This window comes from Variovorax sp. MSC1_012, assembly GCF_023667525.1.
In the GTDB taxonomy this organism is placed as follows: Bacteria; Pseudomonadota; Gammaproteobacteria; order Burkholderiales; family Burkholderiaceae_C; genus Variovorax; species Variovorax beijingensis_B.
Genome location: NZ_CM174443.1, coordinates 3685219 through 3707108, shown reverse-complemented (window position 1 = coordinate 3707108; position 21890 = coordinate 3685219). Strand labels below are relative to the sequence as shown.

The 21890-nt window shown below is 69.0% G+C and carries 24 protein-coding genes; 9 read left to right on the top strand and 15 right to left on the bottom strand.

What is annotated here, in order from left to right; all coding sequences use genetic code 11:
• The first annotated feature begins 11 nt into the window (after positions 1-11).
• The 4 genes from L1081_RS17480 to L1081_RS17465 all read left to right on the top strand — a co-directional run bounded on the left by L1081_RS17480 (position 12) and on the right by L1081_RS17465 (position 4158).
• Positions 12-1307, top strand: a complete 1296-nt coding sequence (locus L1081_RS17480) for a TIGR02270 family protein (protein WP_489413299.1) — start codon at positions 12-14, stop codon at positions 1305-1307.
• A gap of 13 nt (positions 1308-1320) precedes the next feature.
• Positions 1321-1488 carry a hypothetical protein gene (locus tag L1081_RS17475; protein ID WP_489413298.1) on the top strand — a complete coding sequence of 56 codons (168 nt, stop codon included), beginning with the start codon at positions 1321-1323 and terminating at the stop codon, positions 1486-1488.
• A gap of 122 nt (positions 1489-1610) precedes the next feature.
• The gene (gene tagH / locus L1081_RS17470; RefSeq protein ID WP_489413297.1) at positions 1611-3272 is read left to right on the top strand and encodes a type VI secretion system-associated FHA domain protein TagH; all 1662 of its coding nucleotides are present in this window, start codon (positions 1611-1613) and stop codon (positions 3270-3272) included.
• A gap of 58 nt (positions 3273-3330) precedes the next feature.
• A complete protein-coding gene (locus L1081_RS17465) occupies positions 3331-4158 on the top strand; it encodes a SpoIIE family protein phosphatase (protein WP_489413296.1) in 828 nt (275 codons plus the stop codon).
• A 35-nt stretch (positions 4159-4193) separates the two neighbouring features.
• On the opposite strand, the gene L1081_RS17460 is transcribed toward L1081_RS17465, so the two are convergent.
• The 5 genes from L1081_RS17460 to tssA all read right to left on the bottom strand — a co-directional run bounded on the left by L1081_RS17460 (position 4194) and on the right by tssA (position 8605).
• A complete protein-coding gene (locus L1081_RS17460; protein ID WP_489413295.1) occupies positions 4194-4754 on the bottom strand; it encodes a hypothetical protein in 561 nt (186 codons plus the stop codon).
• Between the two features lie 67 nt (positions 4755-4821).
• Entirely contained in the window at positions 4822-5304 is a 483-nt protein-coding gene (locus L1081_RS17455; protein ID WP_489413294.1) for a type VI secretion system tube protein Hcp, read from the bottom strand.
• 143 nt (positions 5305-5447) lie between these two features.
• The gene (gene tssC, locus L1081_RS17450; RefSeq protein ID WP_047787128.1) at positions 5448-6941 is read right to left on the bottom strand and encodes a type VI secretion system contractile sheath large subunit; all 1494 of its coding nucleotides are present in this window, start codon (positions 6939-6941) and stop codon (positions 5448-5450) included.
• A gap of 40 nt (positions 6942-6981) precedes the next feature.
• Positions 6982-7500 (bottom strand): type VI secretion system contractile sheath small subunit, encoded by a 519-nt coding sequence (tssB, locus tag L1081_RS17445; protein ID WP_012745713.1) that lies wholly within the window; start codon positions 7498-7500, stop codon positions 6982-6984.
• Positions 7501-7573: 73 nt separating this feature from the next.
• Positions 7574-8605: a type VI secretion system protein TssA gene (gene tssA / locus L1081_RS17440; protein ID WP_489413293.1), complete on the bottom strand. Its 1032-nt coding sequence runs from the start codon at positions 8603-8605 to the stop codon at positions 7574-7576.
• 71 nt (positions 8606-8676) lie between these two features.
• Between tssA and tssJ the strand changes: the two genes are divergently transcribed.
• Positions 8677-9189, top strand: a complete 513-nt coding sequence (tssJ, locus tag L1081_RS17435) for a type VI secretion system lipoprotein TssJ (protein WP_489413292.1) — start codon at positions 8677-8679, stop codon at positions 9187-9189.
• Between the two features lie 18 nt (positions 9190-9207).
• On the opposite strand, the gene L1081_RS17430 is transcribed toward tssJ, so the two are convergent.
• A complete protein-coding gene (locus L1081_RS17430) occupies positions 9208-10326 on the bottom strand; it encodes a type VI secretion protein IcmF/TssM N-terminal domain-containing protein (protein WP_489413291.1) in 1119 nt (372 codons plus the stop codon).
• Between the two features lie 22 nt (positions 10327-10348).
• Complete coding sequence (locus tag L1081_RS17425; protein WP_489413290.1) at positions 10349-11674, bottom strand: DotU family type IV/VI secretion system protein; 1326 nt, start codon at positions 11672-11674, stop codon at positions 10349-10351.
• A gap of 263 nt (positions 11675-11937) precedes the next feature.
• On the opposite strand from L1081_RS17425, the gene L1081_RS17420 reads away from it, so the two are divergent.
• Positions 11938-12621 carry a response regulator gene (locus L1081_RS17420; RefSeq protein WP_489413289.1) on the top strand — a complete coding sequence of 228 codons (684 nt, stop codon included), beginning with the start codon at positions 11938-11940 and terminating at the stop codon, positions 12619-12621.
• Between the two features lie 34 nt (positions 12622-12655).
• Here L1081_RS17420 and L1081_RS17415 read toward each other — a convergent pair whose 3' ends face one another.
• The 7 genes from L1081_RS17415 to L1081_RS17385 form a co-directional block, all read right to left on the bottom strand.
• A complete protein-coding gene (locus tag L1081_RS17415) occupies positions 12656-13987 on the bottom strand; it encodes an MSMEG_0569 family flavin-dependent oxidoreductase (RefSeq protein ID WP_489413288.1) in 1332 nt (443 codons plus the stop codon).
• Between the two features lie 36 nt (positions 13988-14023).
• Positions 14024-14308 (bottom strand): MSMEG_0570 family nitrogen starvation response protein, encoded by a 285-nt coding sequence (locus L1081_RS17410; protein WP_489413287.1) that lies wholly within the window; start codon positions 14306-14308, stop codon positions 14024-14026.
• Entirely contained in the window at positions 14299-15297 is a 999-nt protein-coding gene (locus L1081_RS17405; protein ID WP_489413286.1) for a sll0787 family AIR synthase-like protein, read from the bottom strand. Before L1081_RS17405 ends, L1081_RS17410 begins: the two co-directional genes overlap by 10 nt.
• Positions 15294-15854, bottom strand: a complete 561-nt coding sequence (locus L1081_RS17400) for an MSMEG_0567/Sll0786 family nitrogen starvation N-acetyltransferase (protein ID WP_489413285.1) — start codon at positions 15852-15854, stop codon at positions 15294-15296. Before L1081_RS17400 ends, L1081_RS17405 begins: the two co-directional genes overlap by 4 nt.
• Before the next feature lie 2 nt (positions 15855-15856).
• Positions 15857-16939: an MSMEG_0568 family radical SAM protein gene (locus tag L1081_RS17395; protein ID WP_489416808.1), complete on the bottom strand. Its 1083-nt coding sequence runs from the start codon at positions 16937-16939 to the stop codon at positions 15857-15859.
• Complete coding sequence (locus tag L1081_RS17390; RefSeq protein WP_489413284.1) at positions 16902-17951, bottom strand: Nit6803 family nitrilase; 1050 nt, start codon at positions 17949-17951, stop codon at positions 16902-16904. Before L1081_RS17390 ends, L1081_RS17395 begins: the two co-directional genes overlap by 38 nt.
• 145 nt (positions 17952-18096) lie before the next feature.
• Positions 18097-18579, bottom strand: coding sequence for an MSMEG_0572/Sll0783 family nitrogen starvation response protein (locus L1081_RS17385; RefSeq protein WP_018904096.1), 483 nt, complete (start codon positions 18577-18579; stop codon positions 18097-18099).
• 346 nt (positions 18580-18925) lie between these two features.
• On the opposite strand from L1081_RS17385, the gene L1081_RS17380 reads away from it, so the two are divergent.
• Positions 18926-20323 carry an aminotransferase class I/II-fold pyridoxal phosphate-dependent enzyme gene (locus tag L1081_RS17380; protein WP_489413283.1) on the top strand — a complete coding sequence of 466 codons (1398 nt, stop codon included), beginning with the start codon at positions 18926-18928 and terminating at the stop codon, positions 20321-20323.
• A gap of 15 nt (positions 20324-20338) precedes the next feature.
• Here L1081_RS17380 and L1081_RS17375 read toward each other — a convergent pair whose 3' ends face one another.
• Positions 20339-20788 carry a beta/gamma crystallin domain-containing protein gene (locus L1081_RS17375; protein WP_489413282.1) on the bottom strand — a complete coding sequence of 150 codons (450 nt, stop codon included), beginning with the start codon at positions 20786-20788 and terminating at the stop codon, positions 20339-20341.
• A gap of 264 nt (positions 20789-21052) precedes the next feature.
• Between L1081_RS17375 and L1081_RS17370 the strand changes: the two genes are divergently transcribed.
• Complete coding sequence (locus tag L1081_RS17370; RefSeq protein ID WP_489413281.1) at positions 21053-21415, top strand: hypothetical protein; 363 nt, start codon at positions 21053-21055, stop codon at positions 21413-21415.
• A 20-nt stretch (positions 21416-21435) separates the two neighbouring features.
• Positions 21436-21888 carry a hypothetical protein gene (locus tag L1081_RS17365; protein ID WP_489413280.1) on the top strand — a complete coding sequence of 151 codons (453 nt, stop codon included), beginning with the start codon at positions 21436-21438 and terminating at the stop codon, positions 21886-21888.
• Positions 21889-21890 lie beyond the last annotated feature (2 nt).

Sequence of the window (21890 nt, the reverse complement as noted above, 5' to 3'; positions counted from 1 at the left end):
GGCGCAGCGCCATGTCTGTTGCAGAGCATTCCGCCGCCGCAGTGCGGCCGCGCCGCAGCCCGGTGCCGCTGGTGGTGCAGCAGCACGTTGACGAGGCCGTGCAATTGAGGCGGGTGCGCTCGGTGCTGGTGCGCGCGCCGCACGTCGGGCTCACCCGGCTCGCGCGGCTGGACGAACGCATCGCCGCGCACCTGGACGGTATCGGGATCGCAGGCGCGCTGGGCTCGGCCCTAAGCCTGCGCGCGCTGGAGCGTGCGGGCACTGCCGAGTTCTTCGCCGTGACGGTGCGCGCCATCGAAGATCGCGACACCGACCGGCTCTCCAGGCTTCTCGCCGCGGCGGCCGCACTACCGCAAGGGCGTGCCGGCCTCTTGTCGGCGTTCGGCTGGGTCGAGGCTGCCGCGTTGCGAGGCCTGGTCCAGCCGCTGCTCGATTCCCGCGATCCGTGGTGGCGCGAAGTGGGGCTCGTGGCTTGCGACCAGCACGGCGTGGACCCGGGGGACACGCTCGTCGACGCACTGGCCGATGTCGACACGGGCCTGCGGCAACGGGCCCTGCGCATGGTGGGCCGGCGCGGCCGCACGGACCTGCGCGCCGCATGCCTTGCGGCCATGGACGATGAAAACACTGGCTGCGCCTTCGAAGCCGCGCGCGCCGCGTTGCTGACAGGCGATAGCGGTGCATCGATGGCCGTGCTCCAAACCATGGCGACCGCAGGCGGACTCCACGCGCACGAGGCACTGTCGCTCGTGCTGCAGGTCGCGCCCCCCGAGCGAGGCCTGATCATGCTGGCGGGGTTTGCAAAGGATCGCGCGCACATCCGGACGCTGGTTCGCGGTGCTGGCGAGCTGGGTGATCCGCACGGCATCGCGTGGCTCATAGAGCAGATGCACGATCCGAAGCTGGCACGGCTCGCAGGCGAGTCCTTCAGCCTCGTCACCGGGCTCGACCTGGCCCTCCTGGACCTGGAGTGCGATTCGCCCGATGGCCTGGCGTCCGGCCCGAGCGAAGACCCCGATGACAACGACGTGGCAATGGACGATGACGACGGCCTGCCCTGGCCCGATCCGGGCAGGATCGGCGCATGGTGGCAGGCGAACGGTCACCGGTTCCCGTCCGGCCAGCGCTTTTTCATGGGCGAGCCGCCGAGCGAAGGGCATTGCATCCGCGTGCTGCGCGAAGGCTGCCAGCGCCAGCGTGCGACGGCCGCACTGCACTTGAGCCTGATGAAGCCCGGCACGCCGCTGTTTCCCACTGCGGCACCGGCCTGGCGCCAGCAGCGGTGGCTCGACGGCCTGCTGGCATGAGAGCCTGAAGCACATGGCCGCCAAGCATGTACTTGCCGCGCTGGCGTTCGTGTTCCTCATCGCCGCCGTGCTGCGCTGGTCGCGCAACGCCCGACGCGTCGATTCGGCCACCCGCACCTGGCTCCTCATCGCCCTCATCTTCACCGCCGTCGCCGCCTGGCTGCAATGGCATACCTCTTAAGGCGAGATTGCCAACCCGCTCCACGGAATGAATACTCCTTCTGAGTTTTTTCGCCCGCATTCGCCAGCATTCGCGCGGGCTGTGTCGGGCATAGAAAGGCCGAGAGCCTCGGGGGCAGATTCATGATCCATATCGCTGTCATCACCCGGCAAGGCGCTCCGGCGGGGCAGCCCATCGCTGCCGATTTCGGGCCCAATGGGGGCACCATCGGACGCGCCGACACCAACACGCTGGTGCTCGTCGACCCGGACCGCACGGTCTCGCGCGTGCACGCCCAGGTGCTGTGCCGCGACGGCCAGTACTTCGTCATCGACCGCGGCAGCAATCCGATGCAGTGCAACGGCGTGTCGCTGGGCTCGGGCAAGGAGGCGCCGCTCACCGATGGCGCGCGGCTGGTCGTGGGCAGCTTCGAGCTCAGCGTGCGCATGACGGCCGCGGCGGCGCCGCCGTCGCTGGCGATTCCCAACACCATCATGTCGGCGCCGGCCGGCGCCGCTGCGGCCGCGGGCACCAGCGACGATCCCTTTGCCGACCTGCTTGCGGGACTCGGGTCGCCCGCCGCAGCCGCGCCTGCCGCGGCCGGCGCATCCCGTGCCAGGGCCGCCGCGCCCGCGAGCGCGGATCCGCTGCTCTTTCCCGACCCGATGGAAAGCGGCTCGCGCAACGCGCAGGCCGCACAGGTCGATCCGTTCGCCAACCTGCTCGGGCCCACGCCGGCCTCCGCGCCGGCCGCGGGCATCGGCGCGCTCGACGATTTCTCCGACCTCGGCGCGCCGCCCGCGCATGGCAAGGCCTCGGGCATCGACGAGCTCTTCGGCGGCATGGGCGGTGGCGGCGGCATCGGCGGCGATCCGCTCGCGCTGTCGCCGCTGGCCGACCCGCTGCTGCAGCCGAACACGGCTTCTTCCGCCGATCCGCTGGCCGCGTTGCAGAGCGCGGCGCCGGCCACGCCGACACCGCGCTCCGACCACCTGCCGATCGACCAGTTCGGCTTCACGCCACCGAAGGCGATCACGCCGGCACCGGCCGCCGCGCCGGTGGAAGCGCTGCCGCAGTTCGACGACATCACGGGGCAGCCGATCCGCATCAGCGGGCCCGAGGTCGCCAGCCGGCCGTTCGAGCCGCTGCCGCCACCACCGCCGCCGCCGCCACCCATCCAGCGGGCGCCCGCCGCGGCCCCGCGCACCGCTTCCGACGACGAGCTGCTCGCCGCCTTCCTGCGCGGCCTCGCCAGCACGCACCAGGCGCCCGAGATGCTCACGCCCGGCCTCATGGAGCGCATCGGATCGATCCTGCGAAGCGCCACCGAGGGCACGCTGCAGCTCTTGCTTACGCGCCAGGAGTTCAAGCGCGAGGTGCGCGCGGAGGTCACGATGATCGCGGCGCAGGCCAACAACCCGCTCAAGTTCTCGCCTACGGTGGAGGTGGCGCTTGCGCACCTGCTGGGGCCGGGCGTGCGCGGCTTCATGCCGCCGGAGGCCGCGATGCGCGATGCCTTCAACGACCTGCGCGCCCACCAGTTCGGCGTGATGGTGGGCATGCGCGCGGCGCTGGCCCATGTGATTGCGCGCTTCGAACCCGAGGAGCTCGAAAAGAAGATCAGCGCGAAGTCGGCGCTCGACGCGCTCTTCAGCGCCAACCGCAAGGCCAAGCTCTGGGACCAGTTCGTCGCGCTCTACGGCGGCATCGCGAGCGAGGCGGAAGACGACTTCCACAACCTCTTCGGCAAGGCCTTCCTCGAGGCCTACGAAGAGCAGATGGCGCGCCTCAAGTCGGACACCTGAAGAACGCCCGCCCCCTCAGGCACAGTACAACAGCACCAGCAAACGCGAGGCACCCCGCTTGGAAATCGAAATCGTCACGCTGTCCCGGCAGGGCGGCCGCAACTACAACGAAGACGTCCACGGCCACTGGCATGACGAGCGCTACGTCGCCTGCCTGGTGGCCGACGGTGCGGGCGGCCATGGCGGCGGCGATGTGGCGGCGGCAACGGCGCGCAGCAGCGTGCTGGGCGGCTTCTCGGCGGCGCCGGGGCTGGACGAATTCACCTTGCGCACGCTGGTCGAACAGGCCAACCGCGACGTGGTGGCGCGGCAGGCCGAAGGCGGCAAGCTCGCCGGCATGCGCTCCACGGTGGTCTTTGCGGCCATCGACCTGGAGAGCCAGGCGCTGGCCTGGGTGCACAGCGGCGACAGCCGCGCCTACCTGTTCCGCGGCGGCGCCATCGTGGCGCGCACCACCGACCACAGCCTGGTGCAGCAGATGGTGGCCGGCGGCATGCTCGACGAGGAGGGCGCGCGCCTGCATCCACAGCGCAACATGCTGCTCTCGGCGCTGGGCTCGGTGGAGGAAGCGCCCGATATCACCGTGTCCGACCGCATGCGCCTGATGCCCGGCGACGTGCTGCTCCTGTGCAGCGACGGCGTGTGGGAGCCGCTGGGCGACGAGTGCCTGGTCGACACGCTGCACGCCTCGCGAACGCCCAGCCAGTGGACCGAGCAGCTCGACGCGCAGATCAAGGCGCGCGCCAAGCCGGGCCACGACAACTACACGGCGCTCACGCTGTGGGTGATTCCCGATGACGTGGACGACGCCACGCGCCTGATGCCGGCGGCCGAGGAAGAGACGATGCCGGCGGCCATCGAGGCGAACGAGAAGCCGGCGGACTAGGCTCGGCGCTGCCGGCGCTCCGCCGGCAGGCTCCCTCAAGGCTTCTTCGGCCGATAGGCCTTGAGTTTTCCGCTCACCGTCACGTCCACCGTGACCACCACGACGGCCGATGCCAGCTTGCCGTTGTCCTGGCGCGTCATCTGCTTGCTGGTGGTGGTCGAGGTGGAGCTGCCCTTCCAGCGGATCGTGCTGGCGCGCACGGGCTCCTTGTTGCCCTCGTGGTTCTGCTCCAGCACCGTGATGGCGCCGGTGCCCGGGTTCTTGGAGAGGATCGAGGTGTGGTGCGGATGGCCGACCGTCACGTAGGGGCTGTCGGTCCAGCCCGAGCCATCGGCAAAGGTGACGTCGGTCGTGGTGGTCGTCGTCATCTCGTAGTCGCGGTACTGCAGGATGTCGCCGGGAAGCGCATCCTTGAGCGCGACTTCGTCGCCCCAGATGTAATCGTCGTCGTCGCCCATCGGGCCGAAATCCGACGAGGTGCCGGCGCCGGCCTGGCCCAGGGCCGAGTTGGCCAGGTCCCAGCATTCGCCCGCGCCGATCTGCTTGCCCAGCTGCGCGCTGGCCCACTGAAGGACCGTGGTGTTGAGTGTGGCCATCGCGTCTCTCCGGCTGGAAGGTCAAGGGGCGGCCGCCGTCCACCGGGCGGCCGCGGCGCAAGGCGCCTCAGACCTTCTTGTTGGCGGCGATGTCCCAGCCGGTTTCCTTGGTGCCGTCGCCGGAACCGTCGGCCTTCTGCGGCGTGTACTCGTACTTGAACTTCGAGAAGTTGAGCGTGATGGTCTCGGTCAGGCGGTCTTCGCCGCCGCTGCCGCCGGTGTGGACGTTGCTGACGATGATGTCTTCCATCGTGAGCTTGATGTACTCGAGCGGCGTGGCCCCGGCCTTGCGGACCACCAGCGTGCCCTTCTTGATGTGTTGGCCGTTGCAGCAATCGAGCAGCAGCAGGTGCGAGGCGGAGTCGACATACTTGGTGACTGAGAGATCCTGCACGCTCACCTTGCCCGCGCCCGAGCCGCCGCCGACGTGGCCGGTGCCGGACTGGGCGGCACCCCAGCTCCAGGAGAGAACGTCGATTTCCTTCTTGTGCGAATCGTCCTTGGATTCACCGTCGACGCCTTCGAGCTTCAAAAACATGTCTGCAGCCATGATGCTTACCTTTCAGTTGTGTGCGAGTCAGAGAAAAAAAGGGCTTCCGGGCGGTGCCTGATCGGCGTTGGTGCCCGGGAGCTATGGAGAGAACGAGCAATGGGCCCCGATTTCAAAGGCCCACCGAAGGCATATGCCGCCTGCTACTTGGCGCCCTTGCCCGAGGGCAGCTTCGACACCAGCCGCAGCGACACCGTGAGGCCTTCGAGCTGGTAGTGTGGGCGCAGGAAGAACTTGGAGGTGTAGTAGCCGGGGTTGCCCTCGACCTCTTCCACCACCACCTCGGCCGCGGCCAGGGGCTTCCTGGCCTTGGTTTCCTCGGAGGAGTTGACGGGGTCGCCGTCCACGTAGTTCATGATCCACTTGTTGAGCCAGCGCTGCATGTCGTCGCGCTCCTTGAAGCTGCCGACCTTGTCGCGCACGATGCACTTCAGGTAGTGCGCGAAGCGGTTGCAGGCAAAGAGGTAGGGCAGGCGGGCCGCCAGGTTGGCGTTGGCCGTGGCGTCCGGGTCGTCGTACTCGGCCGGCTTGTGCAGCGACTGTGCGCCGATGAAGGCCGCGAAGTCGGAGTTCTTGCGATGGATGAGCGAGAGCAGGCCGGCCTTCGACAGCTCCGCCTCGCGCCGGTCGCTGATGGCGATCTCGGTCGGGCACTTCTGGTCCACGCCGCCGTCGTCGCTCGGGAAGGTGTGCAACGGCAGGTTCTCCACCGCGCCGCCCGATTCGATGCCGCGGATGCGCGAACCCCAGCCGTACAGCTTGTAGGAGCGGTTGATGTTGGTGGCCATCGCATAGGCTGCGTTGGCCCAGGCGTACTTGCTGTGGTCGGCGCCGGCGGTGTCTTCCTCGAAGTCGAATTCCTCCACCGGATTGGTGTTGGCGCCGTAGGGCGTGCGCGCCAGGAAGCGCGGCATGCACAGGCCCAGGTACTTGGCGTCGTCGGAGTCGCGCAGCGACCGCCAGCCGGCGTACTCGGGCGTGAGAAAGATCTTGGTCAGGTCGCGCGGGTTGGCGAGCTCCTGCCACGATTCCATCTGCATCAGGTTGGGGCTCGCGCCGGTGATGAAGGGCGCATGCGCCGAGGCCGCGATCTTGGACATCTCGCCGAGCAGCTCGATGTCGGGCGGGCTCTGGTCGAAGTGGTAGTCGCCCACCAGCGCGCCGAAGGGCTCGCCGCCGAACTGGCCGTATTCCTGTTCGTAGATCTTCTTGAACATCGGGCTCTGGTCCCAGGCCGCGCCCTTGAACTTCTTCAGGCTCTTGGCGAGGTCCGTCTTCGAGATGTCCATCACCCGGATCTTCAGGTGCTCGTCGGTCTCGGTGTTGTTCACCATGTAGTGCAGGCCGCGCCACGCACTCTCGAGCTTCTGGTAGTCGGGGTGATGGATGATCTTGTTGACCTGGTCGGTCAGCTTGGCGTCGATCGCGGCGATCATCGACTGGATCGACTTGGTCACGTCCTTGCCGATGACGGTGCTGTTGCTCAGCGCCTGCTGCGCGAGCGTGAGCACCGCGGCTTCGACGGCGCTCTTGGCTTCGTCGCTGCGCGGCTTGAATTCCTTTTGCAGGAGCGACGAAAAATCGCTGCCCGCATAGGCGACATCCTTGAGTGCGCTCTGCTCGAGTGCTTCGGCCATGGTGGTTCTCCTCGGGGTCCGGTGTGTCGGGTGTTGGGGATCAGGCGGCCGGCTTGGCCGCTTCGTCGTCGGGCTTGGCGGTGGCCGCCAGCGACTGCAGCAGGGCCGGGTCTTCGAGCACCTTGGCCAGCAGTTCCTCGGCGCCGTTCTTGCCGTCCATGTAGGTCACGAGGTTCGACAGCTGGGTGCGCGCCTCGAGCAGCTTGTCGAGCGCACCGACCTTCCTGGCCACGGCGGCGGGCGAGAAATCTTCCATGTTCTCGAAGGTGAGCTCGACCTTGAGTTCGCCTTCGCCGGTCAGCGAGTTCTCCACCGCAAAGGCGGCGCGCGGCTTCATGGCCTTCATGCGCGAGTCGAAGTTGTCGACGTCGAACTCGAGGAACTTGCGGTCGGCCACGGGCGCGAGCGGATCGGCCGGCTTGCCCGACAGATCGGCCAGCACGCCCATCACGAAGGGCAGCTGGATCTTCTTCTCGGCGCCGTAGAGTTCCACGTCGTATTCGATCTGCACGCGTGGCGCCCGGTTGCGGGCGATGAATTTCTGACTGCTCTTGGCCATGGCGATGCTCCTTGCGGGGGTAGATGGGGCGGTTCGATCAACAGGAAAAAAAAGCGGGAACGGAAAAAGGCGGCTATTCGGACGGGCGCTTGCCGGTCACGGTCTCGATCGTGTCCAGCGCGCCGGGCGCGAGGTTGGCCATGATTTCGAGGAAGCTCACGCCGATGAGCTTCTTGGCGCGCTCGATCAGGAGCGGCGCGGGGTTGCCGGGCTCGGTCTGTTCGAGAAAGCGGATCACGCGGTCCAGCATCTGCAGTGCGTCCTGCCGGCTCTGGATCTCGCCGCGGGCGGCAGCGGGCCGGGGCGCGCCGCCGGCCTGCAACGCATCGCCTTCCATCTCTTCGGCGGCGCCGGCTTCTTCGGGTGCACCGATGGCGGCGCTGCAGGCCTTCTGCAGCATGCGGCCGATGGCGCGCAGCGGGGAGAGGTCGATTGCGTCGGAGCGGCCGGTGCGCTCCACCAGCAGGGCCTGCAGCTTCTCGACCAGGCTGGGCACGCCGATGGCGGCCTGGATCAGCTCGGGCCGCTCGGCATGGAGCGCTTCGAGGCCGCCCTGGATCTGTGCCGGCGAATAGGTGGCTTCGCCGCCCACCGCATTCAATGCATTGTTGGCCACCGCGATGTCGCGCACGCGGATCGCGCCCACGCCGGGCGCCACGCCCACCTGCGCGTCGTACAGGTCGCGCAGGCCCATGGCCTCGTCGGTCAGCGGCGCGAGCGCGTTCAGGCGCATGGTCGGATCGTTGTCGTCGTCGGCATCGAGCTTTGGATGTATGCCGTCCCAGAACTTGTCGAGCAGGCCGATCAAGAGCTGGAGCCCGGCCACGAAACCGGCCACGCCCTGCAGCCGCGTCGATGCGCGCAGCAGCAGCACGGCGGCGCGCACGTCCTTGCTGCGGCGCAGGATCGCGTCCGACTGCTCGGCCACCTCACGCCACTCCGGCTCCACCGCGGCAATGACGGTGTCGCCGAACTGCTGCTCGGGCTTGCCCTGCGCTGCGGTGGTGAGCGCGGTAAAGGCCGCGTCGTACTCCAGATCGTCGCCGCACGGCGAGGCCTCGCCGATGGGCGTGAGCAGGGCTTCGACAAGTTCGTTGGTCAGCATGTTGCCTGTTCGAGTTGGCTGGTGATAATCAAAGATGCGTCCGAACCGGTCAATGCAACGAAGGGAATAGCATGCGCACGCTGGGTACACACCATTCGTCCTATGGACGCTCTTTTGCTGCGGTCTCGCGGCGCCTTGCGCTGGCCTCCGGCCTTGCATTGACCGGTGCCCTGATCGCAGGCTGCGCAAGCAAGCCCGTGGTCACGCCGGTGTCGATCACGCTCACGGCCGGTGCCGATGCCAACCCCGATGCGCGCGGCCGCGCATCGCCGCTCACGGTGCGCATCTATGCGTTGAAGTCGCCCGGACCCTTCGAAGGGGCCGACTTCTTCTCGCTGTTCGAAAAGGACCAGGCCACGCTCGGCGCCGAGCTGGTGCAGCGCGAAGAGATGCTGCTGCGCCCGGGCGAAAGCCGGAAGCTCGACCTCACCCTGCCGGCCGATGCCAAGGCCATCGGCGTGATGGCGGCGTTCCGCGACCTCGACCGTGCGCGCTGGCGCGAAGTGCGCGCCGTGGAGCCCGGCAAGCCGCAGACGCTCACCGTGACCTTCGGCGCCCGGCAGATCCGCATCGACAGCAAATAATCCCTGCCTGCGGTCCATTCATGCCTTTGCCGCGCTGGCGTTTGGCGGACGGCCAGGCCGCGCGAGCGGCTGGTCGGCGGGCAGGAAGCGCTCGAACAAGTCGGTCACGAACGCGCCGCCGGCCGCGCCCGATGCGGCGGCCGTGAGATAGAGGCCGCGCCATCGCGGGCCGCGCGAGCCGCGGCCTTGGCTTTCGAACAGGGCGTCGGCCAGCTGGCGCAATGCGGGTTGCAGCGCACACACCGCCTCGATGAACTCATGGATCGCGAGCCGGCCCGATGCGCCCGGCTGTTCGCGCAGCAGAGCCATCCGCAGCGCATGCAGCTGCCGCGCCATGGGGTCGAACAGGGCATCGAGCCGTTCGGCCGCCGTCTCGCCATGGGCGGCGGCGCCGGCCAGGCGATGGCCGATGGCCTGCGCCAGCACCTCGGGTGGCAGCGCGCCGCGCAACGTCGCATAGCCGGCCAGCTGCTCCAGGCCGGTCACGACCAGATAGACCGGCAGCCGCAGGCGCAGCGTGTCCGCGGCCTCGTCGAGCAGCCGGCGCATCCTGCTGGCCAGCGGCTTCATGCCTGCGTCGGCCGGGTGCAGCAGTTCGCTCGCTGCCACGCAGACCACCACGCCGTTGATCGGCACGCGGTCGCGCCGCTCGGCCAGTGCGAGGAGCGCCTGGAGCCACAGCGCGCGCGTGTGCGGCGCCGCGGACACGTCGCTGACGGCGCTCGGGTGAAGTTCGATGGCCGTCATCGAGCCGGTAAGCCACCAGCGCCAGTAGGGTTCGCCGAAAGGCTCGCTGCCTGAAGGTGCCAGGTGCTCGGCATGGGCCGCCGCCAGCAGCCCCGGCAGGTTGGCCGCCGCATCGCCGAGAAAGAGAAACCAGGGCACCGGGGCGGCTTGCTGCCGCGGTGGCTGGCGCAGGAGCTGGCGTGCGTGCGACATGGCTTCCCTCATGGCTTCGATCGCGGCTTCGTCGGTTTCGGCCGCCGGCGGGCCGAGCGCGGCAATGCGCCGGCGCAGCGCGCGGCGGCGCGCACCGCGGCCGGCGTCGCGGGCCGCTGCGTACAGCAGTGCAAAACCGGCCAGACACAGCGCGAGCAGGAGCCAGAAGAAATGGGCGGACGACAGCGCGGCGGGCATGGCGGGGAGCGTGCTTGGGTTCTCAACGCGCGGTGGTTTCGAAGAACTCGAAATCGGCCAGCAGCCGCTCGTTGCCCTTGTTGGCCGCGAGCGCCTCGCGCAGCCGCAGCAGATAGGCCGAAGCGAGTTCATACGGCGGCCGGTCGGCGGCGCCGCCGAATGGCGTGGGGGACGAGAGCACGGTGACCAGCACGGTGCCGAAGGGCGGGGCCACCAGCCAGCTCGCCGGGATGTCGCGGCCCAGCTCCAGCTTCTCGCCGGCGCGCAGCCGCATCGGCTGGCCGGTGTTCAGGTGCATGACCGAACCGTCGGCGGTGTAGTAGTCCACCCACAGGTAGCTGTCGTGCCTGGGCGCGGCCACCTGCATGCGCACGTCGTCTCCTTCGCGCAGCCGGCCATCGCGGGCCGTCACGGCCGTCACGCCCAGTCCGTGGGCCTTCTCGCGATTGCGCAGCTGGTAGGGCTTCAGGATGGCGAACACCTCGCAGTGGGGCCACACGCGCAGCCTGACATCGAAGGTGGGCGAGCCCACATCGGGCAGCAGGCCGACCACCTCGCGCTCCACCCGCTCGACGTCGGCCGGCAGCGAGACGAAGCCGCTCACATGCAGCCTGCCGCCCTTGCCGGCGGAAGCCGAGAGATCGGCGCATGCATAGCCTTGAAGATGCTGCTCGATGCGCTGCGCCGGCCCCGGCTCGCCCGCGTGTGGCCCCGCCAGCCACTGCCACCACAGCAGGTAGAGCAGTGGCAGCAGCAGCGCGAGCGCGCCGACCGCGCGCAGCAGGGTGCGGTCGCGGCGGTGCAGGTCGTGTGGACCCGGCGGATCCGCCACGCCATAGGGCTGCGGCGTGATGCGGTCCTGCACCAGGCTGCCGAGCGCCAGGGGCCTGAGCCGCAGCTGGCGGCCGTGCAGTTCCTTCAGCTTGCCGAGCTCGCCGCGATCATCGCTCTCGAAGTAGTACTGGCCCTTGAAGCCGTGCACCAGCGCATGCCAGTAGACCTCGCGCAGCTCGTCGTCCTCGGCGCCCAGCGCGGACAGGTGATGGAAGAACTCGCTGTGCGCATTGTTCGAATTGAACAGCTGCACCTGCAGCGGCGCCGCGCCCGCGGCCGCTCCAGGGTGGCGCGCCAGGATTTCGTCGATCCAGGCGACCATCGCAAAGACCGCCGATTCGACCTGCGCGGCGGGCTGGCCCGATGCACGGGCGCGGGCCGCATCGAGCAGCCGGCGCGCCTGTTGCTGGGCGGCATCGTGCGAGGGCGGCGCGGCGCGGCCGGCGGCAATCGATGCGTCGAGGGCGAGGCCGAAGGAGACGAATGCGGAAAAACAGTCGAGCAGCCGGACCATGGATGACCGCGCCCGCTCACCGCGCCTGCATTGCGGAGGATGCCTTGCACCGGCGTCTGCTGCGATGGCACATCCCCATGTCCCCGGTTCCTTCGAGTAAGGATTCCATCTTCCGAACGCCGGGCGGCGGGCGCCATATCGCTTGGGGACTATGCCGTTCGTCGGGCAAACCGGCTTGCTGCGCGGGGCAATCGCCGGTATCTTCTGCATCCGCTGAGTTCAATGCACGCACGCTGGGACACCCGGGGACACTAGGACATGCCATGAAAATTCTGATCGCCGACGACCACCGGCTCGTCATCGAGGCGGTCAAGGCCAAGTTGTCGGAGCTCGAGCCCGGCATCGAGTTCGTCCTGGCGATGAGCGTCGACGAATTGCTTGCCGGCGCCACCGACGAGCTCGACCTGGCCCTGATCGACCTCAACATGCCCGGCGCCGATGGCCAGGCGCACATCGACGAAATCCGCCGCCGCCATCCGGCCGTGCCGGTCATCGTGCTCTCGGGCTACGAAGACCCGGCCATCATGCGCAGCGCGCTGGAGCGCGGCGTGCTCGGCTTCATTCCCAAGGCGTATTCGCCCGAGGTCATGCTGTCGGCCGTGCGGCTGGTGCTGGCCGGTGGCGTGTACGTGCCGCCGATGATGCTCACGGCGCTGCCGCCCGGCATCGTGGCCGGCGTGGCGCCAACGCAGGGGAGCGAAGCACGCGTGGCGGGCGCTTCCTCGCAGACCCTCGAGCACCTGCGCAGCGTGCTCACCGAGCGCCAGGTCGAGGTGCTGCAGCTGCTCTCGCAGGGCAAGCCCAACAAGCTCATCGGCCGCAGCCTCGGCATCAGCGAAGGCACGGTCAAGATCCACCTGGCGGCCATCTTCCGAGCGCTCAACGTGCGCAACCGCACCGAGGCGGTGGTGGCCGCGCAGGCGCTGACCGAAGCGCAGCAGGCCTGAACTGCGCGCCCGGGCCGTGCGGCGGGCCGCGAACCTAGGCTGCTGCGTGCAGCTGGGCGCCGGCCGGTTCCTCCTCCTGCGTATCGGCCCGGCCTGCCGCTGCCGCGTTCTTTCTCTGTTGGATCGCTTCGGCAAGAAACTCCGCATCGCGCGCCACGCCCGAGAAGCGGCCCGATCCCCAGGTGTGCAGCCAGGGCAGCCCCAGGAAGTAGAGCCCTGGCACGCCCGTCACGCCGCGCTGGTGCACCGGCGCGCCGCGGCCGTTGAAGACCGGCGCATCCACCCATTCGAAGTCGGGCGAGAAGCCGATGCACCAGAGCACGCTCGCAATGCCCGCCTCGGCAAGGTTCAGGCGCGTGCGCTCCTCGGGCGGCTCCCACACCGGCGTGTAGATCGAGGGCGGCGGCGCCTCGATGCCCCGGGAGGCAATGAACTTGTCGATCGAGGCGTTGATGCGGTTGTAGGTGGCGTCGGCGCTGTCCAGGTGCTCGCGCAGGTTGGGCTGGAACTCCAGCGTGCCGTCGCCGGCCAGGCCGGTCAGCAGGCCATACAGCTCCATGCCTTCGAGCGCGAAGCGCCGCAGGTCGATGTCGCGCCCGCCGTCGCGGCCGGTCACGTAGTGGTTGGTGTTGTCGCGCACGCCCTCGCGCAGCGGGTGCTCGGTCACGGACATGTCGTAGTACTTCATGTCGGCCAGCCAGTCGACCACTTCTCGGCCGCGGTAGAAGCGCGCGCAGCGCGGCGCATCGCCGGTGGCAAGGTACACCTTGCGTCCGGCCAGGTGCAGGTCTTCGGCGATCTGCGCACCCGACTGGCCGCAGCCCACCACCAGTACCGCACCCTCGGGCAGCTGCGCCGGGTTGCGGTACTGCGCCGAGTGGTACTGCACCACGTGCGGCGGCAGCTTCTCGGCCAGGCGCGGCACGATCGGGCGGTGGTAGCCGCCGGAGGCCACCACCACCTGGTCGGCGGTGTAGAGGCCGGCGTCGGTCTGCACCATGAAGCGGTCGCGCTCGCCCGTGCCGGGCACGCGCGCCACGCGCTCGACGGTCACGCCCTCGATGGCCGGCGCCTTCACGTGAGCGACGAAGCCGGCCAGCCACTCGTTGATCTGGTCCTTCACCATGAAGCCGTGCGGATCGTCGCCGGCGTAGGCCCAGCCCGGCAGCTGGCACTGCCAGTTGGGCGTGACCAGGCAGAACGAATCCCAGCGCTGCGTGCGCCAGCTGTGCACGAGGCTGCGCTTCTCGATCAGGAGATGGTCGATGCCGCGCTGCTGCAGGCAGTGGCTCAGCGACAGGCCGGCCTGGCCGCCGCCGACGACGATGACGCTGTAGTGGCTGCGTCCGCCAAATGGATAGGACATGGGGTCTTCTTTCTTTCTCTCTGGATGTGGTGCGCGTCAATCGAAGGCGACGACGGTGACTTCGGCATCGGCGGTGCCGGTGAAGCGGGTGGCGATGCGCTCGATCTCGGCGAGCTGGTCCATGGCCTGCGAGCACGCGAAGCCATACTTGGCGCGCACGCGTTCGGAGGCGATGCCCAACGCCTCGCGCGAGCGCCGCAGGAAGTCTTCGAGTGCATAGCGTTCGCCGGGCGCGAAGAATTCCTGCACCACGGAAGAGGGCGAGTAGCAGCGCGTTTCGCTGGCATCTGGCCAGCGCACCTGGAAGTGCATCACGGGCATGCGAGCGCCTCCTGTGATGGCTGGATGAAGGCATCGCGGCTGAAGTCCCACAGCAGCGCCTCGTTGCCGCCTGCCTGCAGCCGCACCTGCCGCGTCGAATCGACCTCGCCGACCACCGCGCAGGCGATGTCGCGCGCGGCGAAGCGGCCGAGCACCGGCGCGATCTGCGAAGGCGGCACGCTGAGCACGAATCCGTAGCTCAGAAAGGAAGAAAGCCAGCGCAGCAGCGGCACGCCGCCGGGTTTGGGCAAAGCATCGAGGTCGATGCGCGCGCCGACGCCCGAGCATTCGAGCAGCATCATCGCGGTGCCCACCGCGCCGGCCATGCTGATGTCCTTCGCGGCGCGGCACAGCCCGTCTTCCGCGATGGAGGGCAGCAGTTCGAGGTCCGCGCGCAGCCGCGCGGCCGGCGCCGCGGTCGATGCGTTCCAGTAGGGAAAGGGCTCCTCGTAGGCGCCGCGCAGGTCGACCGCCATCACCAGCAGGTCGCCGGGCTTGGCGTCGAAGCTCGTGAGCAGCTTGCGCGCATGGCCAAGGATCGCGACCGCCAGCTGCGGCCGTTCGCTGCGGTTGTTGCTGTGGCCTCCCACCACCGGCACGCCGTAGCGCACCGAGGCCTCGGCCATGCCGCGCAGCACCTCGTCGGCTGGGTTCATGCCCGTACTCCACAGTGCATCGACCACCGCCGTCGGGCGGCCGCCCATTGCATAGATGTCGCTCACGTTGACCATCACGCCGCAGTAGCCCGCGAACCACGGCATGCGCACGATGAAGTCTTCCACCATGCCTTCGATCGCGAACAGCAGGTAGCCGCCATGGCCGTCGGGGATGGCCGCGCAGTCGTCGCCGATGGGCACGGCCTGCGCAAGCGCTGCGTGGCCGCCGGGCAGCGACCGGCCCAGCGCCGACACCACGTCGCTGATGTCGCGCTTGTGGGCGAAGCCGCGCGTGGCGCGCAGGGCTTCGGCGATGGCGTGGACATCCGTCATGACAGCCCCTTCGCGCGCGTGACGAAGCCGCTCACCGGGTCGTGGCAGGGCGGGTAGCAAGCGAGCCCGGCCTGCATGCGAGCATGCGGGCGGCCGTGGATGGCGCTCTCCTCGAGCAGCTGCCAGCCGAGCTTCTGGAACAGCGGCACGTTCTGCATCTGCACCTGCGCGAAGAACGCATCGCAGCCCAGCGCGTTGGCGCGCGACACCGCGAGCCGTATCAGCGTGGCGCCCAGGTGGCCCTGGCTGCGGAACGCGGGATGCACGGCCAGCCGCGAGCCCCACCATTCGCCCGGTGCCTCGCCGCGGTGGATGCGCACCGTGCCCACCACCTGATCGGGCATGCCGGCGTTGCACGACATGGCGACCAGGAGCCGCGCACGGCCATCGATGGCGTCGCGGTCATCTCGCGCGAAGATGCCCTGCTCGATGCAGAACACCGCGCGGCGCAGCGCCATGGCTTCGTCGCGCTCCCACTGCTGCGCCGCTTCGCGCACCAGGTATTCGACCGGCGCGTAGTGCGGGTCGAGTTGGCTGAGGTCGTCGATGCACAGCATGTTCAGCTTTCGCTTTCTTTTTCGTAGATCGACAGCGACGAGCACGCGCCGCACTTGCCGCAGCCCGCCTTGATGTCGGCCGATCGCAGCCCGGCCGCCACCACGCGCTCGCCCAGCGGCGCGAGCAGCGACTTCATGAATTCCGGAGACGGTGCGGGATGGTCCTCGAGCGGCGTGCCGCTGATCGGCACGAAGGGCACGACGAAGGGGTACACGCCGCGCGCGAGCAACTGGTCGCAGGTGTCGAGGATGGCCTCGCGCGTGTCGCCCAGGCCGGCCAGGATGTAGGTGCTGACCTGGCCGCGCCCGAACACGCCCACCGCCGCCTCGAAGGCGCTCATGTAGCGCGAGACGGGCACGCTGGCCTTGCCCGGCATGATGCGTTCGCGCACCTCGGGCGTGACCACCTCCAGGTGCATGCCCAGCGTGTCGATGCCCGCGGCCTTCATGCGGTGGAACCACTGGTCGTCGTCGGGCGGCTCGCACTGACCCTGGATCGGGATATCGACCGCGGCCTTGATCGCGAAAGCGCTCTCGCACAGGATGGCCGCGCCGCGGTCGGTGGCGTTGGGCGTGCCGGTGGTCATCACCATGTGCTTCACGCCGTCGAGCAGCACGGCCGCGCGCGCCACTTCGGCCAGTTGTTCGGGCGTCTTGCGCGCGATGGTGCGGCCGGCCGCGAGCGACTGGCCGATCGCGCAGAACTTGCAGCTCTTCTTTCGGCTCTCGTAGCGGATGCAGCTCTGCAGCACGGTGGTGGCGAGCACGTCGCTGCCGTGCAGCGTGGCGATGTGCGAGTAGGGCACGCCGTCGAAGGTCTGCATCGCGTAGAAGCGCGGCTGCTTCGGAAAGCTGATGCTCGCAATGGGAATGCTGCCGCGCATCACGCGGCTCATGCCCGCTGCATCGGGCGCCTCGGCCGTGAACGGCGAATGCCAGGCGCTCGAGGTGTGGACCGGCACCATGATCGTGTGGCCGTCCACCGTCACGGCCTTGTGGTCCGATGGGCCCGCGCCGCCGCGGCGGCTCGCCACGCCGGCGGAAGGATCAACCAGCCGCAACCCGAAGGACTGGAGCTCGGTCATCAGCTGCCGGCTGTCCGGCGGGGTCGTCGTGGTGGTGGTCATGGTCGGAGCTCCGTTGAGCGAGGGGTTGCGTGAGATGCATCGGCACGGTGGTCTGCGCCGGCCGGTCGTTGATGGCGAGCGACAGCAGCTCGGGCCGCGCGTAGTGGCCGACCGAATCCATCATTCGCTTGCGCTTGGCGATCAGCGCCATGTCGAGATCGGCCACCACCATGCCTTCGCCCTCGGTGAGCGGCGGCGCAAGATGCTTGCCCTCGGGTGACACGATGGCGGTGTGGCAGCCGCCGCGCAGCGCCTTCTGCAGGTTGGCGTCGGGCGTCACGCTGCGGATCTGCTCGTCGCTGAGCCAGCCGGTGGCGTTGACCACGAAGCAGCCCGACTCCAGCGCGTGGTGGCGGATGGTCACTTCCATCTGCTCCGCGAAGATCGGGCCCACCAGCGAGCCCGGGAACTGGGCGCAGTGGATCTCCTCGTGCTGCGCCATCAGGGCATAGCGCGCGAGCGGGTTGTAGTGCTCCCAGCAGGCGAGCGCGCCGACGCGGCCGGCGGCGGTGTCGACCACCTTGAGGCCGGCGCCGTCGCCCTGGCCCCAGACCATGCGCTCGTGGTAGGTCGGCGTGATCTTGCGGCGCTTGAGCACCAGCGCGCCGTCGGCGTCGAACACCAATTGCGTGTTGTAGAGGCTGCCGTGATCGCGCTCGTTCACGCCGAGCACCACGACCATGCCGTGATGCCGCGCGCGCTCGGCCACGGCCTGGGTGACCGGACCCGGCACCACCACCGCGCGCTCGGCCAGCCTCAGGTGCGGCGCGCCTTGCAGCACCGGCGGCAGCACGAAGCTGAAGTAGGGGTAGTAGGGCACGAAAGTCTCGGGGAATACTGCCAGCTGCACGCCCTTGGCCGCGGCCTCGTCGATGGCGCCGCACACCCGCTCGAGCGTGCCGTCGGGCCGTTCGAAGTCGGGCGCGATCTGGATCGCCGCGGCACGCACGATGCGTGGGGAAGAGTTCATGGTCACCCCCTGTCCGCAGCGGCAAGCGAAGCGAAGCCAATTCGGGGAACACCGCAGAACCGGCTTTGCCGGGCTGCTGGTGTTGCCCCCGGCGAGGGGGTTGGCGAAGCGACACGAAGTGCGCGAAGACTGGGGGTGGACATGTTCACAGCGTCCAGGTGTCGAGGATCACTGCGCCGGCCTTCTTGTGCAGCAGCACGAGGTCCAGCACATCGAGCGGATTGATCGGCGTGATGCCCTCGATCAACGCGCCTTCGCCGTGGCCGTACAGCGCCTGCAGCGCGAAGCGGCACGCATACACCTTGCCGCCTTCTTCCATGAACTTGCTGATCTGCTTGTTGAAGTTCTGGTGGCCCGGAAAGGCCTCGTCGCCCAGCGTCGGAAAGCCGCGCTGCACGCCCAGCGTCACGCCGGGCCCGTACAGCAGGACCGAGGTCTCGTAGCCCTTGCGCCTGAGGCGCGTGGCCTGCAGCAGATTCACGAAGCCGATCGAGCCCTCGAAGGCCACGGTGTGGAAGGTGACGAGCGCCTTCTCGCCGGGCTCGGCCTTGACGTCTTCGAACACCTTCTCTTCATAGTCGACGAGGAACTCGCCTTTCTCGTTGCGGGGGCGGGTGACTTTGGGCATGGGGTACTCCGGTTGAAAGGGGAATGAACGCAGGTCCTGCGTGCCTTTCTCTTCGCAGGCGATGTGCCAGCGCTCGGTGCGGCGCATGCGATCAATGCGCGATCAATTCGCCGGGATGCGGCCTGGGCGCCCGAAAACTTTTTTGGGGCGCACGAAAAGACCCCTGCAGAGGCGGCCGGCACGGCCTCGCCTGCACCGGAAAGACGCATCCGCCATGCGATCAATGCACCCGATCAACGGAGTTGATCGCACCTGATCGAGGCGTGCGGCCCCTCTGGCGCGGGCGCGATTCGTGCGTGCCTGATCGGTGGCCCGATGCAATCAATGGATGCAATCAACTCCGCCGATGACCACGATCACCGCCCACTGGCGCAAGCAGTTGCGCAACACCGCCAAGCCGGCCTACCTGCTGCTGGCCGAATTGATCGCAGACGACATCAAGACCGGCCGCCTCGCCGTGCGCGACCGGCTGCCCACCTTGCGCGAGCTCGCGGCCGAGCTGGAGCTCAACTACACGACCGTGGCGCGCGGCTATGCCGAGGCGCGCAAGCGCGGCCTGATCGATTCGCGCGCCGGCACCGGCAGCTTCATCCGCTCGGGCAGCCCGAGCCTGCGGCTGCGCGGCGGCAGCGGCTCCGAGATGACCATGAACATGCCGCCCGAGCCCGACGATGCGCACCTGATGGCGCGGCTGCACGACAGCGCCAGCCGCTCGCTCGCAGAGGCCAACCTGCACGACCTGCTGCGCTACCAGGACTTCGGCGGCACCGCGCACGACCGCGAGGCCGCGATGCACTGGCTGCGTCCCTTCGTGCCCGACGCGGGCATCGACCGCATCCTCGTGTGTCCCGGTATCCACGGCGTGCTCACGGCGCTGTTCTCGCAGCTCGCGCGGCCGGGCGAGCTGATCTGCGTGGAGTCGCTCACCTATCCGGGCGTGAAGGCCATCGCGGCGCAACTGGGCGTGCAGCTGCATGCGCTGCAGCTCGATGACGACGGCCCCATTGCCGATGCCTTCGAGCACGCCTGCAGGACACTCAAGCCCAAGGCGCTCTATTGCAACCCCACGCTGCTGAACCCGACCGCCGGCACCGTGTCACGCGCACGGCGCGAAGCGCTGGCCGACGTGGCGCTGCGCTATGCGGTGCCGATCATCGAGGACGACGCCTACGGCATGCTGCCGCGCCAGACGCCGGCCGCGCTCGCCACGCTGGCGCCCGGGCTCACCTACTACGTGAGCGGGTTTTCCAAATGCTTTGGCGCAGGCCTGCGCAGCGCGTATGTGTGCTCGCCCACCGTGGTCCAGTCGCAGCGCCTGGCCGGCGCGATGCGCGCGACCACCGTGATGGCCTCGCCGATCACCAACGCGTTGACCACCTTGTGGGTCGAGGACGGCACCGCCGAGGCCATGCTGCAGGCCGTGCGCGGCGAATCGATGGCGCGGCAGGCGCTGGCCGCGCGGCATCTCGGCGGCAGCGGGCTGCAGGCGCATCCCGAGGGCTTCCATGCCTGGCTGCCGCTCGCGCCGGGCTGGAGTCCGGTGGAATTCGCCTCCTACCTGCGCACGCAGAACGTCGGCGTGGTGGCGAGCGCGGCCTTCTCCACCGACGGCGATCCGCCCGAGGCGGTGCGCATCTGCCTGGGCGGTCCGATGTCGCGCGAGCAGTGCGACCAGGCGCTGCGGCTCATTGCCGACACGCTGGCGCATCCGCTGCATCCGCACGCCACGCTGCGCGGTGGCTGAGCGCAGCGGCCGCGTTCAGGCGCAGTCGAGCTTCATCGCCTCGATGCGGCCGCCGAAGCCGAGCTTGCGCATCAGGCCGCCCTCGCGGCTGTTCGCCGGGAAGTCGACCGTGCGGTCCCTGAACATCGCGTGCTCGTACACCTTCAGCGTGGCGCGCGGGCCCACGCTCACGCTGTCGATGTCGCGCTTGAGCTGCCGTGCGGTGCCGCGGTCCATGCTCTGGACTTCGGCCGGCCCCACCAGCGTCAGCATGTCGCCCTGGAAGTTGCGCCCGGTATAGAACTGGGCCCAGCAGCCCGAGGCCAGCGCGGGGTCTTCGATGCGCACGGGCACCAGCAGGATCGTGGGATCGGGCCGGTTGTCCGCCGAGGCGGCCGGGCTGGCCGAGCGCGTGGGGCCGGACATGTTGGAGCAGGCACCGAGCGTCACGGCGCCGGCAATCAGGAGATAGCGGAAATTCTTCATTGGACAGGGATGGTGGTTGCTGCGGTTGGGAAGCGAGCCGTTCAGGCTACCGGCCACGGTTCCCCGCCGCGTAGGAGTAAGGCTCGAGCGCCCGTCCCCGCGCCGCGACGGCGGCGTTTGCCGCACGCAACGCCGGGCGCCAAACAAATCTCCGCGAATGGCTGCGCCCCGGATGCGCCCATTTCCTACGCCGGCCGGTGCTGCGGATGTCCAGTCTGGCGATTCGCACCCATCCAGTTCTTTTGTTCAACATCGAAGGAAGCCATGGCCACGAGCAGCATCCTGGGAGGCGAACGCCCGCCGGAGGAACCCAAAGGCAAGGACGTCGACAGCCTGGGCCCCAGCGACACGAGCGACAGCGGAAGCGACGTGCGCACCTCGCGCGAGCGCAGCGCCATTCCCGAAGACGCCGCGGAAGGCGCCATTCCCATTGCGCATGAAAGCCGCACCGATGCCGAGGGCACCGGCGAGCGTGCCTCGGCGGACGCTCCGCCGTCGGCGCCCGATGCGGACATCCTGCCGGACCGCACCGAGGACGCGGGCTCGGCCGCCGGGCTTGCCGGCACGGACGAAGAACACGACGACAACGACGACGAAGCGGAGGACGCCGGCAACAAGCCCGCTTGAGGCGAGCTCGGCGCAACGCCATGCACGGCCAACTTGACTGCGCGCTCCACGGGCTCCAGCAGCTTGCCTACGCACGGATCACGCGCGAATTCCACCTGGCCTGGCAGGCGAGGACGGACTGCCCTGCATCGTGCGAAGCCGCGATCGGCGAGTCGCACCGCCGGGTGCGGCACTGCGAGCAGGTGCTCGCGCAGCTGCGCCTGCTGATCGACGATCCACACCAGATCGCGGAAATCAAGATTGCGCGCGCGCTCTACCTGCGCCTGCTGCTGGAAAGCGCGCCCGTGCGCCTGCAGTCGTGGAGCGACAGCGAAAGCTTCGACGACATGCCGAAGTCCCACCTGCTCGAATGGATTTCCTACGACTTCGAACGGCTCGAACTGGCCGACCTCGAGGGCTCCATGACGCCGGAGGAAGCGGCTTCGTACGCGCAGGCGCTCGACGCGCGCGCCAGCAGCCTGCGCGAGGAGTAGCG